Raw genomic sequence first — 13931 nt, forward strand, 5'->3', positions numbered from 1 at the left:
TTCTACCACAGACTATTGTTCGTCAGCCGTTTGGCCAGACCGTTGACCAGCACGAGCAGCACGAGATTGATGACCGAGTTGAACAAACCGACCGCCGTCGCGAAGCTGTAGTTGGCGTTCAAGAGGCCGATGCTGTACACGTACGTCGAGATGATTTCGGAATTGCCGAGGTTGAGCGGATTTTGCAGCAGGTACACCTTCTCGAAACCGATCGCCATGATGTTGCCCACGTTCAGGATGAGCACGATGACGATGGTCGGGAGGATGCCCGGGATATCGACGTTCCAGATCTTCTGGAACCGGGACGCGCCGTCCACCTTCGCCGCCTCGTACAAGGTCGGATCGATGCCCGCGAGCGCCGCCAGATAGATGACCGCGGAATAGCCCGCCGTCTGCCAGATGTCCGACCAGACGTAGATCGAGCGGAACATGCCCGGCTCTCCGAGGAAGTTGATCGAGTCGAGCCCGAAATGATTCATGATGACGTTGACGAAACCGAGCCGCGGCGCCAGGAACAGCATGATGATCGACACCATGACGACCGTGGAGATGAAATACGGGGCGAACGTGACGAGCTGCACGACCCGCTTGAATTTATTGCTTCGCACCTCGTTCAGCATGAGCGCGAGCAGAATAGGTATCGGGAAGCCCGCGAGAAGCAGGTACCCGCTTAAGTACACCGTGTTCTTGATCAAATCCCAGAAGATCGGGTTATCGAAGAACAGCTTGAAGTTCTTCGTGCCGACCCAGGGGCTGCCCCAGATCCCCTTGATGACGTTGTAGTCCTTGAAGGCGAGCACCGCGTTCAGCATAGGGTAATACTTGAATATAAAGAAGAACAAAAGCGGCGGCGTCACGATCAGGTACAGCTGCCAGTGTTTGGCGAAGCTTCTCGCCGCGGCGCCGGACAATTTCCCTCTGCTCCGCTTGGCCGGCGTCTTCGCCGGTTTCTCTACTGCCATTTCCACGTTCAGAACAATCCCTCCCAGGCGAATCCAATGATGCACGAAGCGATGATGCATGAATCAAGGCGATGCATGATAGCGCTTTCCACATGAACGATATTAGCGTCCGGAGCGGGTTTTCGAATAGGTACATTTGGGGTTTCGAGCGTACATTTCAGCTGATTTTCGGGGGACAATCGCCCGTATGACGGCCATTTTCAGCCCTTTTCATGAAAAACGGCCCTTTGGCTCCCATAAATCGGTGAAAACCCTTTCAACTGTAAAAACGTTAATCGACGCCCAGGAACGAAAAAGAACCCCGATCGCCGCCTTGGCGGTTCGGGGTCCTGCATCATTTGCTGCGGTTGTGGAGATAGACGTCGTAGCCTTTTTGCAAAATGGACAGGTACGCGGGCAGTCCCATGTCGTCCAAACCGTTGACGTAGGTATCCCAGCCCGTGTCCAGATTCTGCACGCCGGTGATGAACTGCAGCGTATTTTGATCGATGTAATTTTTGAGATTCGTCTCCAGCATGCTCGCCCGCTGCGCGTCGGCCTCGTCGACCCAGACGTCCCAGGCCGGGAACAGCTCCTTCGGCTCCTTGCCGGCGTACAGCTGCGTCGCCGCCTGCAAGCGGCGCTCGTACCCGTTCGGCGCATACATGTCCGTTCCCTGCACCCAGCTGTCCCGGTACGACTTCGGCATGTAGAAATGACCGGTGCCGACCCAGCCGGAATTGTTCGGCGGCGCGCCTTCCTTGGTCACCAGGCCGGCGAACAACGGCTTGACGTCTTTGCCAAGCGCCTGCTCGCCCGGCTCCGGCTTGCGCCAGCCGACGCCTTCTTCCCCGGACTCCGCGTGGATCTGGCCTTCCGGCGTGTAGATGTAATCGATCATCTTGATCAGCGCGATCTGCGCCTCCGGCGTCGCCTTGTTCGTGATGACGAACTTCGCTCCCGGGTTGATGCCGCCCTCGTCATGCACGGCGTAAGCGGCATGCGGACCGGTCAATGGCGGGACGGGCGCGTAGTTGCGCGAGCGGTTGCTGCCGGTCTCGCCCCCGACGAAGATCTCGGGATGCATGCCCGCGCCCGCCCCGAGAATTGCCACGCTCTCGTTGTCGCCGAGCTTCTTGTACGCTTCGGCGCTCTGCGTGAACGCGCCGGGATCGATCAGACCTTCATCGTAAAGCGACTTGATGTAGGCGAGGCCTTCCTTCCATTCCGGCTTGTTCGCCGCGGAGTCGACCTTGCCGCCCTTCAGCATCAGATAGTCGCGGTCGTCGTCGTAGATGAATCCGTTCATGAGGAAGGGCACGATGTGCACGCCGAAATCCTCGGTCGAGCCGCTGAGCGGAATCTCGTCCGCCTCCCCGTTGCCGTTCGGGTCCTGCGTCTTGAACGCTTCCAGCACGCGCTTGAAATCCGCCGTCGTCTTCGGCATCGCCAGATGGAGCTTGTCCAGCCAGACCGAGTTCAGCCACATTTTGTTCGGGTACGAGCAGTGGAAGCATTCGCTGAAGCTGACCAGGCCGTAAATATTCCCGTCCGGCGCGGTATTGAGCTCCCGCAGCGCGGCGTTCTCTTCGAATGCCGCCTTGATATGCGGCGCGTACTTGTCGATCAGGCCGTTCAGCGGCAGGAAGATGCCCTGCTTGCCGTAACGCAGCTCCTCCGCCTTGGAGAATTGGTCGATATACGCGGTCAGGATATAGGTATCGGCATAGCTGCCGCTTGCGAGCGAGATTTGGCGTTTCTCCTTGGCGCCTTCGTACGGGATCGCCTCCCAGTTGAAATCGACGCCGTACGTTTGCTCCAGGTAGCGCGAGAACGCGTTCGTCTGCAGATTCTGTCCCACGTCCTGCTGCGCGAAGACGCTGATGGGGATCGCCCCCGTCTGCGGAGACGGCTCCGGAGGTTCGTCAGGCGACGAGGAGCATGCGCTCAGCAGCATGCCGATCATGAGAATGGATAAGATAAGGCGTAGCTTCATGAGCGTGAAAGCTCCTTTCTTGCCTATGTCCGGCTCTTGGTTAGTTGAAATGCTTGGTTGTCGCGTTCTGGCCGGGCCGGCTTTTGCGGGCAAGCCGCCGGCGCGCGGCGGATTCGCTCGGGTGCCTGCGGTCAGTCGAACGACTGCCGGAAGGCGCTCGGCGCCACGCCCATGACCCGCTTGAAGGCGCGGCGGAACGAGTGCGAGCTGTTGTAGCCGACCTGCACGGCGATCTCGTCCACGGTAAGCGATTTGTCCCGCAGCAGCTTCGCGGCGTTGTCCATCCGCACCTTCTCCAGATGATCGGACAAATTCGTACCCGTCACTTCCTTGAACAATTGCGAGATGTATTTCTCCGGCCGTTCGGCCTGCTCCGCGATCCGGTACAGCGTCAGATCGGCATCGGAAAATTGCTCGGCGACGAATTGCTTGATCTGTTCCACCGTCCGGATGTGCAGGTCGTTCTTCTTGCTCGTGATCATCCCGCACATCGCCTCGATGATGCCGTAGAGCTCGCTTCGGATGGCTTCGATCGAGCCCGTCAACTGAATCTCCATGATGCGGTTCTTCGCGTCTTCGAAATGCTCGGATTCCGCGAACGCCTTCTGGTCGAGCAGCTTCAGCAGCGTGCCCTTCAGCTCGCCGATCAGCTGGTTCGCCATCTCCGGCGACAATTCGCGGTCTTCCGTATTTTGCTGCATGACGGACTGTACGATGCGCTTCGCCTCGTCCTCTTCCCCGGCGCGAATCGTGCTGATGAGCCGCAGTTCCATGTCGAGCGGATAATAGTACGTCGTGCTCTCCTGGCGGATATCCGCATACCAGAGGAAACCCTTCCGCTGCATGTAATCGGCGTAGCCCATCGTTTCCTTCGCCTGCTCGTACGAGCGGCTGACTTCCATGTCGGAGGCGAACGGATCGCCGAAGGAGCCGGTCACCGTGATTTTGTATTCGCTGAACATGAACGCCGCGAACGGATCGAGCGCCGCCTGAATGCCGTCCCGGGACGGCGGCTCGTCCGCTGCCTCCTCGGCGCACGCGAATATCGCGACGACCCGGTCCGACCCGAGGTCGGTCATGAGAATCCGGCCGTCGACGTCGCGCAGGCTCTGCTTCAGGAGCAGCCTCGCGGCGCTGAGCTCGTTCAGGATCTCGACGGTATCGAGCCCGGCGTAGCCGTGCACGTGCAGAATGCCGACATAGCCCGTGCGCAGCGTCAGGCCCGTATCGGCTTGGGCCGCGGCGGCTTGGATCTCCTCGCGAGTCTGGAATTCGCCCGCGATCAGCCGTCTCAGGAACGCGTCGCGGATGAGCGGCAGCTGCCGGTTCAGCTCCTGCTCGAGCACCCGGTTGCTCGAGATGATGGTCGAGATGTTCCCCTGCAGGAAGTCGTAGGCGTTGCGGCCGATCGGCTCGTCCTTGCCGAACTGCTCCCGCACGACGCCGAGCAGGCGGTTGATCGGCGCGCTGTTCCGGTGCGAGAGGAACCAGCCGACGACCAAGCCGATCAGCAGCGCCGCGCCGGTGACCGACCAGGAGATGTATTTGATCGTGTTCGCGTTTTCCATCAGCGCCTTCCGCGGGATGCCGGCCCTGTACACCCAGCCCGTGGAGGCCGAGCGGGTCGTAATGACGAGATCGTCGTGGTAGAACTGGCTCTGCTTTGTCGCATCGAAAGCGCCGTCGGCGTTGATCGCCTGGATATCGTCCTCGCCGATGCCGGACATGCTGACCGCATTCCCGTGTTCGTCGCTGACGTAAGTCCATCCGCCGTAGCGGTCCTTCACGCCCGAGAGCAGGCTCGCGATCGTCTTCTGATCGATCAGCACGACGACCGTCGCGGGCGATTGCTTGCCGAAGCTGTCTAATGGAAGCGATTGCATGTACGAGATAACGGAAGTTTGCGCGCCGTTCAAAGTAAAAGGCATCAGCGGCAAAACTTCGCGGCTGTGCGTTTGGTTCAGCAGCGTCGTCTGCCACTGGGCGAAATCCATGTCGGCATAATGCGCGTTCTCGTAATAATGCTCCGGCCTGAAGTAGGCCGAGCCCGGCGTCAGCACGACATTATAATTGCGCAGGTAAATGTAATAGTTCTTCAGAAAATCATTGGTCTGGCTGAACACCATGACCTCCTTCATGATTTTCCAAATGCCGTAGACATTGCCGTCCCCGTCGCCCTGCTTCTCGTTCATCAGCACGTACAGGTCTTGATTGAGCGCCAGCTGCCGCGTGAAGCCTTCGACCTCGGCCATCCGCCGCTCGAGCATCTGCTGGCTCTTCTGGAGCTGGGTCACGCTGTTCTCGATGGAGATGGATTGCGTCACGGCGATCGATGTGCGATAAGACATGTATCCGGCCAAGCTCGGAATAATCAGGATCACGATATATGATATCAAGAAGCTGCGAAAAATCCTGGAATGCCTGCTCACGCGTCGTTCCCCCTACTTTCCGTGTCTCATCCATTATATCGCCTGTCCCGTCTTATGCAATCCCGGATACAAAAGCAAAAACAACCGCGGGCGCGAGAAAACGCCTGCGGTTGCCCGCCATCGGTCTATTCCGCCTGCTCGCCGGACAAGAACGCGCCGCGCTCGAACCGCCGGCTGCCGCCCGCCTCGAGCGCGACCGGCAGCGCATGGCCGCCGTAGCGCACGACGGTCCGAAGCGGCGCGAACGCATGGATCGTCGCTTCGACGAGCTCGCCGTCCCGCCAGACCAGATCGGCCTGGGCGTTGCCCTTCGCGCGCAGCCCCGTCATCCGTCCCGTGCGCCATTGCTCCGGCAGCGCGGGCAGCAGATGAATCTCGCCGGCATGGCTTTGCAGGATCATCTCCGCGATCGCCGCCGCGCCGCCGAAGTTCCCATCCGCGACGAAGATGTTCGTTTCCGCCCCGGCGATGCCCGCCTTGGAATACGTAAGCAGGTTGTCGAAGCAGAGCTCGCCGATCAGGTAGGAGAGCTGGTCGTAGGCGCGGACGCCGTCATGCAGCCGGGCGAAATTCGCCGCGAACAGCGCGAGCGTGAATTCCACGTCCTCGAGCCCTTCGTCCCGCATCCGCGAGGTCAGCGTCTTGCGCGCCGCTTCGCTCAGCTCCGGCGTGCCCTGCGGCGTGATCTGACTGCCGGGGTACAAGCCGTACAGATGCGACAAGTGCCGGTGGTCCGGCTGCGCTTCGCCGTAATCCTTCAGCCACTCCTGCAGCCCGCCGTTCGCGCCGACCCGCAGCGGCGGCAGCAGGGCGATCGCCCCGCGGAGCCGTTCCCGCAGCGCTTCGTCCGCGCCCAGCCGCTCGCTGGCCTCGGCGCAGAATTCGAACAAATCGCGGATAAGCGACTGATCCATCGTCGGCCCCATCGAGAGCGTGTAGGACCGCTCCGCGCTGCCGGCGGCGTAGAAGCTGTTCTCCGGCGAATTCGAAGGTCCCGTCACGAGCCAGCCGTATTCCGGATGCACCGTCATGTAGTCCAGATAGAAGCGCGCCGCTTCCTTCAGCACCGGATACGCCGTATCGCGCAGGAACCGCTCGTCGAGGCTATATTCGTAATGGAGGCGCAGCTGGTTCGCGATCCACAATCCGCCCGTGACGTTGAGGCCCCACGAGTAATGCCAGCCCGGCGACGTGAAGCCCCATGCGTTCGAGAACACGTGTGCGACCCAACCCTCGCTGCCGTAATACGCCCGCGCCGTCGCCCGGCCCGCTTCCGCCAGCCGCTCGACGTAGCGCATCAAGGGCACGTGGCACTCCGCCAGGTTCGCGGCTTCCGTCGGGTAATAGTTCATCTCCGTGTTGACGTCGAGATGGTAGTCGCAGCTCCACGCCATCCGGTTCGCTTCGCCGTCGTTCCAGATGCCCTGCAGATGCATCGGGAGCGCCGAATCCGCGCGCGAGCCGGCAATCGTCAGGTAGCGGCCGTATTGGAAGAACAGCGCGAACAGCTGCGGATCGTCATGGCCTTCGCGAAGGCGCCGCGTCCGTTCGCCGAGCGGCAGCGCCGAAGCGCCGGAATCGCCGAAGTCGGCTTCGACCCGCGCGTACAGCGAACGGTAATCGGCGATATGCGCCGCGCGGATCGCCGCGTAGCCCTTCGCCGCCGCCGCTTCCGCCCGGCCCGCGGCGGCCTGCGCCCATGAGCCGTCCGGCTGGAGATAGTCCGTCTCCACGGCGAAATAGACATAGGCTTCGTCGGCGCCGTCCACGACGATCGCCCCGTCCGCCGCCGCGACCGAGCCGCCGCGCGCGACGACTTTGACCGCGCCGCGCGCGCGAACGCCGCAGGTGCCGTCGCTGTGCATCGTTTCCGTCGCCTGGCCTTCGAACGCCAGCATGCCTTCGCCCGAAGCCTCGACGGCGAAGCGATCCGTCCGTCCTTCCAGCCGGAGCGCGAACGTCACGCCGCCCGCGGAGTCCGCGCCGCTCCAAAGCCGCGCGGCGAGCACGTTGTCGGGATGCGAGGCGAACAGCTCGCGGCAGACGCCCGGTGATCCGGGGCTGGCGAAATCGGCGCTGTAGAGCGCCTCCTCCAGATTCAGCTCGCGCACGAGACCTGTGCCTGCAACCCCGGCTTGCACGCCTCCGCCGAAGGACAGCACGACGTCGCACAGCGACAGGTTCGTGCCGAAATTCCCTTTCTCCGCCTGCAGCAGCCGGCTCGCCATCTCTTCGCCGGCGGCATAATCGCCGGCGTAGAAGAGCTCGCGCATCGCGGCCACGTCGGCCTTGCCGCGCGACGGCGTTGCGGGCGGCTCGGCTTGGCCCGACCAATAGGTCGCTTCCGTCACGCACCACGTCTCGCCGGCGCCGCCGCCGTGCGCGACCGCGCCGAGGCGGCCGTTGCCGAGCGGCAGCCCCTGCTTCCATCCGTCCGCCGGGCCGATAAAGGTCAATTTCATCCCGCTCATCTTAGCGCACCCGATATTCATTGAAGTATTTCGGAATGATATCCGTGGATGCGCCCGGCATTTGCGGCAGCACGTAGAAGCCGTTCTCGATCGTCGCCGGTTCCTCGAAGATATGGCGGATCCACGGGATGTACTCCAGCATGAACGCGCCCGGCGTCGCGGCCACCAGATGCTGGTGGATCTGCCCCATGTCGCCGACATGCGGGCAGACCGGCACGTCGTACGCGGCGGCGAGTCCCGCCACCTGCAGCCATTCGGTGACGCCCGCGACGCGCGTTACGTCGACCTGGCAGTATTCCAGCGCGCCGTTATGGATATAATCGCGGAACGCGTATTTATTGTATACGTGCTCGCCCAGCGCGATCGGGACGTTCAGCTCGTCCGCGAGCTTCTTGTGGCCCATGATGTCGTCCGGGTTCAGCGGCTCTTCCAGCCAGAACAAGTCGAACTCCTCGAGGCGCTTGCCCCACGTCATCGCCGTGTTGATGTTCCACTGCTGGTTGACGTCGATCATGAAGATCGGGTCGTCGCCGATGGCTTGGCGCACCGCTTTGACGCGGTCGTAATCCTCGCGCGGATCCGGCCGGCCGACCTTGATCTTGACGCCCGCGAAGCCCTGCTCGACGATCTCGACGACGTCCTTCAGCAAGCGCTCCTTCGACCAGTTCAGCCAGCCGCCGTTCGTGTTGTAGGCTTTGATGCCTTTGCTCTTGTGTCCGCCGAGGTACTGCCAGAGCGGCTTGTTCGACGCCTTCGCCATGATGTCCCAGAGCGCGATGTCCACGGCCGCGAGCGCCATGTGCGTCACGCCGGCGCGTCCGATCCAATGCATCTTGCCGAAGCGCATCGTATCCCACAGCTCCTTGACCATGAACGGGTCCTTGCCGATCAGCTCCGGCGCGTAATAGCGGTCGATCGTGTCGACGATCATCTCGTCGCCGAACGCGCAGGTGCCCGTATAGCCGCAGCCCGTGATGCCTTCGTCGGTGAAGATCCGCACGCCGGACAAACCCCAGTGGGTGGCGACGTTGATGGCATCGGTAATCGGCGGTGTAATCGGCACGTGAAGCACGAAGGTTTCGACTTTGGTAATGAGCATGTAAATAACCTCTTTTCGTTGGGTTGGATGGATGCCGCATGTAATGTTATGCCGGTGAATAGGTGTCGCTCGTATTTCCTTCGCGGCCTTAAACATTAATAGCCTAAAGAAGCGCCGCCTTCGACGGGCAGCGCCGCGCCTGTGATGAACGCCGACTGGCCGCTCGCGAGAAACAGCACCGCGTCCGCGATCTCCTCCGGCGTCGCCGGGCGGCCGAGCGGATGCATGTCGCGCAGCGCCTGCTCCGCCTGCGCCGGGTCCGCCTGCCGCCGCACCCATGCGTTCAGCAGTGGCGTCGAGACCCCAGCCGGGCACAGGCAGTTGACGCGTACCCCGTCCGGCGCGTAATCGAGCGCGAGCGACTTGGTCATGGCGATGACGGCCCCCTTGGAAGCCGCATAAACCGGATTGCTCGCCTGGCCCGTCAGGCCGCCGAGCGACGACATGTTGACGATCCGTCCCTTCGTCGCGCGCAGATGGGGGATCGCATGCTTGATCGCGAGGTAGACGCCTTTCACGTTCACGGCCATGAGCCGGTCGAAAGCGTTTTCCCCGATATGCTCAAGCAGCCCCGGATGAATGACCGCGGCGTTGTTATACAGCACGTCGAGCCTGCCGTAGGTCTCGATCGCCGTCTCGATCAGCTTCCGCACGTCCGCCTCGAGGGAGACGTCCGTGCGGACCGCGATCGCGCGGGGACGTCCGTCCTCCCTCGCGGGTTGTTGCGCATTGATCCGCTCTGCCGTCCGCTGGCCGTCCGCTTCGTTCCAGTCGGCGACGACGACTGAGGCCCCCTCTGCGGCGAAGCTCAGCGCGCTCGTCTCGCCGATGCCCGAGCCGCCGCCGGTCACCAGCACGATTTGCCCCGCAAACCGCATGGCTATCCCCTCCTCTTGCATGCACGCTGCCGAGGCTGCGCATCCGCGGGCCGGCATGGCGCGTCTTTTCTTCCCTGTCCGTTTATCGTATCATGGACGTTGAAATCCGTATTTGTTCGCCCATCCAAAAAGTTGACGATTCATCCGGTATTCTCGTCCGGATATGACTACCATGTTCGCGGAGGAATGCGTTATGAAAACCTTGGCGGAGCTGACGCCGTTCGTCGGCGATTCCATGCCTTACCGCTATGACGGAAGCTCCAACGAGGCGCTTCGCGTCTGCAGCGTCTATGCCTTCCATCTCTTCACGGACGGACCGGGCGAGATGGAGATCGAAGGCGCGCGCTACCCCATCGAGAAGCGCACGCTGATCTTTCTTCGTCCCGGCCAGCCGCATGCGTTCCATATCTCGCCGGAGCATCCGCTCGCTTCCCATAACCTGTATTGCGACCTGTGGGATAACCGCGCTCCCGTGTCCTTGCACCGGACCTTTATCTACGCGCCGAACCCGTTCCGGCTGCCCGAAACGGCGGCGACGGAGCCTTGCGCCGAGCTGGATGCCCTGCCTGGCGCCTTCTCGCTGCAGCCTTATCCGCATCTGTACGATGCGTTCCTGCATATCGTGCGGCTGAACAACGAGCTGAGCCTCTACCGGAACGAGACGGTCAACAGCCTGCTGTACGCCTGGATGCTCAGCTGGCATAACGCCGTCCATACGCGCCAGCCGCGGGATTACCGGATTCTCCGCCTGCTGGAGCAGCTGGAGACGAACCCGGAGCGCCGCGAAACGGTCGAGCAGTGGTGGACGCTATGCGGTCTCAAGCGGACGTATTTCCACGAACTGTTCCTGCGCGAGACGGGCATGACGCCCAAGGCGTACCAGCACCGGCTGTGGATGAGACGCGCGCTCCACCTGCTCCAGGAGAGCGAGCTCAGCATCACGGCGATCGCCGAGCGGCTCGGTTACCCGTCGATCCATCCGTTCACCCGCCATTTCACCGCGTATTACGGCGTCAGCCCGAAGCAGTATCGGCTGAATCCGCGCCGGGAACGGCCGGAAGGCGCGGCGCCGGGCGTGGAATAGACGAACGCGCGGCTCGGTTCTCGGCGAAGCGATCGGGAGAAAGCTTGTCTCGTCGTCACCGATCGCCGTCACCGTCAATGAACCGTCGGCTGTCGTCATGCCCCTTCATGCTCCCTATCCGGTTCGGCAGCCGTCCTTCGCGACACGCAAAAAACATCCCGCGAGCGCAGGCTCGCGGGATGTTCGTTATTTGTCTCTGCCATGGTTTCCGACCGCATCAGTTTAATCGAATGCCGTACAACGAAGCGCCGTCAAGACGGTACCATGAGCCGTATCTGTATTCGCTTCCTCCCGGGCCGGCGAAGACATGCTCCCGGTACGCGACCTCTCCCTGGTTGCCGGAAGCGTATAGCTGCTTGCCCTCCGGCGAAGAGATATAGGTGGTGCCTTTATACGCATAGGCTAACGTGCCGTCCGCTCCCAATTGCTTGATAGACAAGGGCACGCTTCTCCATTCCCACCAGAACGGCGTGACGTACACCTGTTTCGTCACGCCCTCCGGCGAGCGGACGTACAAGATCCAACGATCGATTTCCTTGTTGTACTCCTTGTAGGCAATCCAGCCGTTGTTGATCTGGTACGATTCTCTCGGGTTTTCAAAATAATCCGCGTCCCACGGATTAATGGCCAACGAGGTAATCCCGCCATCGGCGCCGCGAACGCGAAGCGACCACTTGGAATAACTGTGGCTATACCACATGAGTACTTGGTAGATGGTGCTTTTTCCGTCCGTCAGCGCCCCGGAGTAGGTAAAGTAGTTGGGCGATGGCGGCACGGATATCGTCGTCGCACCGTCGGGAAACGACTGGTAGAGGTTGGATATGTAAGTCGGGGACGTGTACACCGCCATTCCGTTAGCCGACAGATCCAAGCCGCCGTTCAAATAATATTTGCTCGGCAAGGAACGGGATTCGCCCGTAGTTACATTCGCGACCGTATCGCCCATAACCGCGAAATTCCCTTTGGCATCATAGAATGCCTTTCCTTCCCCGATCTGCCGAACGTTGCCGTCCTTCCAATACTGCGTCCGCAGGGGCCATCCGTCCAAGGAAAACACCACGCCCTCGGCCGTCAGCCTTGCTTTGCCTATATTGTAATCGGACCCTGTGGCATCGTAAATCTTGACGTTTTTTCCGTTCGTCCGATCGTACTGCCAGAGCACCTTGTTTCCGCTTTGATCCCAAACGATACGGCTTCCGTCAAAGTCGAGTATCGTCCCTCCGAACCGGTTAAGCAAGGTTTCGGAGCCGGCCCCGGCGGCGGCAGCCTGGAAGGGCAGTAGCAGCGTTAGCACCAAAAATCCGCAAACGAGCAGGATAAACCGGCGATTCATCGTATTACCTCCTATGGACGTTTGATACAAACATACCATATTAGGAAAAATATGATATTCCTCTAACGATCCATTTTCCATGGCTGTAGGAACGGCATATGTATGATTATGGTAAAATAAAGGCGCCCTTATTATAGCAGGAGGAGATAGTGATGTTTTTTCTGCAAATGTCCGGTTACCCCGGTTCCGGAAAGTCTACGCTAGCGAAGGAAATATCAAAAAACACAGGTGCCGTCGTTGTTGATCACGACATCGTTAAATCGGCGTTCATGCATGCGATGGAAGCCGCGCTCGATCCCAAAACGGCAGGAAAAATAGCCTATGATGTCGATTGGTCATTGGTCGAGTATTATCTTTCGTCAGGTCATAACGTGATTCTGGATAGTCCGTGTTTATATGCCGAGCTAATAGAGAAAGGCATGAGGCTATCTCAGAAATATCAAGCGAACTATAAATACGTGGAATGCTTTCTGAGTGACAATAAGGAAAGGGATCGGAGATTGAAAACCCGCGATCGCTTGATCAGCCAAGTCTCCGAGGTCCCTCATGAGGTTAGGGGTACTTTATTAACCGTTGAAAACAGCAGGATGAAGAGACCTGTCGAAGCTCGCCATTTGATTGTGGATACGTCATGCTTCCTTGTTACATACATAGATGAGGTATTGGCGTATCTAAATGAATAAGGTTTTGCCTACAGAACGCTGCGCCTCAAAAAAGCAGCGGCCTAAGACTTTTTAGATGTCTTAGACCGCTGCTTTTTCATTGACGGAGAAGCTCGGCAACGCGCTCGCTTGGCTTGACGGCCGCGACCGACCTACCCGCGGGTTCCTCGCCCGGCATTCACCCCGTTAAACGTTCTTCGGCAGCCACTTCTGATACTGCCGGCGCAGCCGGTGCAGTTCCTCGCCGTTGTGCAGCGCCTGCCGCTCCCGCTGCTTGCCGACCGCGACGATGAGCGTCTCGATGACGGCGACCGCCGCCACCATGGAGTGAAACTCCCACAGCTGGCCGCGGGCCGAGTAGAGCTGCACGTCCGCCTTCGCCAGCATGTCGCTGACGACGAGATCGGTGATGAGCAGCGTCCGGCAGCCGCGTTCCTTGGCGAAATCGAGCAGCACCGCCATCTCCGGCGATTCGGAGACGAAGCCGAAGACGACGATGCCGTCCCCCTCCCGCACATGGATGAGCTGGTCGAACAACTCATGCCCCCCGCGTGCCAGCCGCCGGACGGAGAAGCCGAACCGGGTCAGCCGGAAATCCATGAGCGCCGTCAGCGACTCGGCCGAGCCCGGTCCGTAGATATGCACCGTTCCCGCCTCGCTCAGCAAGGCGACTGCCGCGTCGAATGCCGACTGCTCCAGACGGTCCGCCGATTGCCGCAGGTAATCCGCCGTCGCCAGCACGCTCGCGCCCGCGCCATCCTCGCCGCCGACTTTGGCGAACGCCGACTGCAGCTTGCGGCTCGGCGAGAGCAGCACCTCGTCCTTCACCCGCTGCTTGAAATCCTTCAGGTTCCGGCAGCCGATCTCCCCCCAGAACCGCGAGACGGTGGAGATGCTGACCTGGCAAGCCTGCGCCAAGTCTTCTTCGACCATGAACGGAATATCGTCCATGTGCTTGCTTATATAATCGGCGAGGCGCTGATGGCCTCGCGTGAATTTCCTGCCCGTGAAAAAAGCTTCCATGCCGATTCCCCCGCT

Annotated in this window: 10 protein-coding genes; 2 read left to right on the forward strand and 8 right to left on the reverse strand. The window is 60.8% G+C overall.

Features of this window, described 5'->3' with window-relative positions:
- Positions 1-2: 2 nt before the first annotated feature.
- The 6 genes from AC50YL_RS08395 to AC50YL_RS08420 form a co-directional block, all read right to left on the reverse strand.
- On the reverse strand, positions 3-962 hold the full coding sequence (locus tag AC50YL_RS08395) for an ABC transporter permease (protein WP_494831215.1): 960 nt from the start codon (positions 960-962) through the stop codon (positions 3-5).
- A 334-nt stretch (positions 963-1296) separates the two neighbouring features.
- The gene (locus tag AC50YL_RS08400) at positions 1297-2937 is read right to left on the reverse strand and encodes an extracellular solute-binding protein (RefSeq protein WP_494830950.1); all 1641 of its coding nucleotides are present in this window, start codon (positions 2935-2937) and stop codon (positions 1297-1299) included.
- Positions 2938-3068: 131 nt separating this feature from the next.
- Complete coding sequence (locus AC50YL_RS08405) at positions 3069-5366, reverse strand: helix-turn-helix transcriptional regulator (protein ID WP_494830952.1); 2298 nt, start codon at positions 5364-5366, stop codon at positions 3069-3071.
- Between the two features lie 125 nt (positions 5367-5491).
- Positions 5492-7837, reverse strand: coding sequence for a glycoside hydrolase family 95 protein (locus AC50YL_RS08410; protein ID WP_494830953.1), 2346 nt, complete (start codon positions 7835-7837; stop codon positions 5492-5494).
- 1 nt (position 7838) lies between these two features.
- Entirely contained in the window at positions 7839-8936 is a 1098-nt protein-coding gene (locus AC50YL_RS08415; RefSeq protein ID WP_494830954.1) for a mandelate racemase/muconate lactonizing enzyme family protein, read from the reverse strand.
- A 95-nt stretch (positions 8937-9031) separates the two neighbouring features.
- Positions 9032-9814 carry an SDR family NAD(P)-dependent oxidoreductase gene (locus AC50YL_RS08420; RefSeq protein WP_494830955.1) on the reverse strand — a complete coding sequence of 261 codons (783 nt, stop codon included), beginning with the start codon at positions 9812-9814 and terminating at the stop codon, positions 9032-9034.
- A 193-nt stretch (positions 9815-10007) separates the two neighbouring features.
- On the opposite strand from AC50YL_RS08420, the gene AC50YL_RS08425 reads away from it, so the two are divergent.
- Positions 10008-10898, forward strand: a complete 891-nt coding sequence (locus tag AC50YL_RS08425; RefSeq protein WP_494830956.1) for a helix-turn-helix transcriptional regulator — start codon at positions 10008-10010, stop codon at positions 10896-10898.
- A gap of 217 nt (positions 10899-11115) precedes the next feature.
- Here AC50YL_RS08425 and AC50YL_RS08430 read toward each other — a convergent pair whose 3' ends face one another.
- On the reverse strand, positions 11116-12231 hold the full coding sequence (locus AC50YL_RS08430; protein WP_494830957.1) for a hypothetical protein: 1116 nt from the start codon (positions 12229-12231) through the stop codon (positions 11116-11118).
- Positions 12232-12383: 152 nt separating this feature from the next.
- Between AC50YL_RS08430 and AC50YL_RS08435 the strand changes: the two genes are divergently transcribed.
- A complete protein-coding gene (locus tag AC50YL_RS08435) occupies positions 12384-12914 on the forward strand; it encodes a P-loop nucleotide/nucleoside kinase family protein (protein WP_494830959.1) in 531 nt (176 codons plus the stop codon).
- A gap of 165 nt (positions 12915-13079) precedes the next feature.
- On the opposite strand, the gene AC50YL_RS08440 is transcribed toward AC50YL_RS08435, so the two are convergent.
- The gene (locus AC50YL_RS08440) at positions 13080-13916 is read right to left on the reverse strand and encodes a MurR/RpiR family transcriptional regulator (RefSeq protein WP_494830961.1); all 837 of its coding nucleotides are present in this window, start codon (positions 13914-13916) and stop codon (positions 13080-13082) included.
- Positions 13917-13931 lie beyond the last annotated feature (15 nt).

The organism is Paenibacillus sp. J22P277, assembly GCF_059383675.1.

What these genes read in the sequence shown, in the direction of transcription:
- AC50YL_RS08395 (WP_494831215.1), bottom strand. Translation starts at nt 962, where the DNA reads ATGGCAGTAGAGAAACCGGCGAAGACGCCGGCCAAGCGGAGCAGAGGG.
- AC50YL_RS08400 (WP_494830950.1), bottom strand. Translation starts at nt 2,937, where the DNA reads ATGAAGCTACGCCTTATCTTATCCATTCTCATGATCGGCATGCTGCTG.
- AC50YL_RS08410 (WP_494830953.1), bottom strand. Translation starts at nt 7,837, where the DNA reads ATGAGCGGGATGAAATTGACCTTTATCGGCCCGGCGGACGGATGGAAG.
- AC50YL_RS08415 (WP_494830954.1), bottom strand. Translation starts at nt 8,936, where the DNA reads ATGCTCATTACCAAAGTCGAAACCTTCGTGCTTCACGTGCCGATTACA.
- AC50YL_RS08420 (WP_494830955.1), bottom strand. Translation starts at nt 9,814, where the DNA reads ATGCGGTTTGCGGGGCAAATCGTGCTGGTGACCGGCGGCGGCTCGGGC.
- AC50YL_RS08425 (WP_494830956.1), top strand. Translation starts at nt 10,008, where the DNA reads ATGAAAACCTTGGCGGAGCTGACGCCGTTCGTCGGCGATTCCATGCCT.
- AC50YL_RS08430 (WP_494830957.1), bottom strand. Translation starts at nt 12,231, where the DNA reads ATGAATCGCCGGTTTATCCTGCTCGTTTGCGGATTTTTGGTGCTAACG.
- AC50YL_RS08435 (WP_494830959.1), top strand. Translation starts at nt 12,384, where the DNA reads ATGTTTTTTCTGCAAATGTCCGGTTACCCCGGTTCCGGAAAGTCTACG.
- AC50YL_RS08440 (WP_494830961.1), bottom strand. Translation starts at nt 13,916, where the DNA reads ATGGAAGCTTTTTTCACGGGCAGGAAATTCACGCGAGGCCATCAGCGC.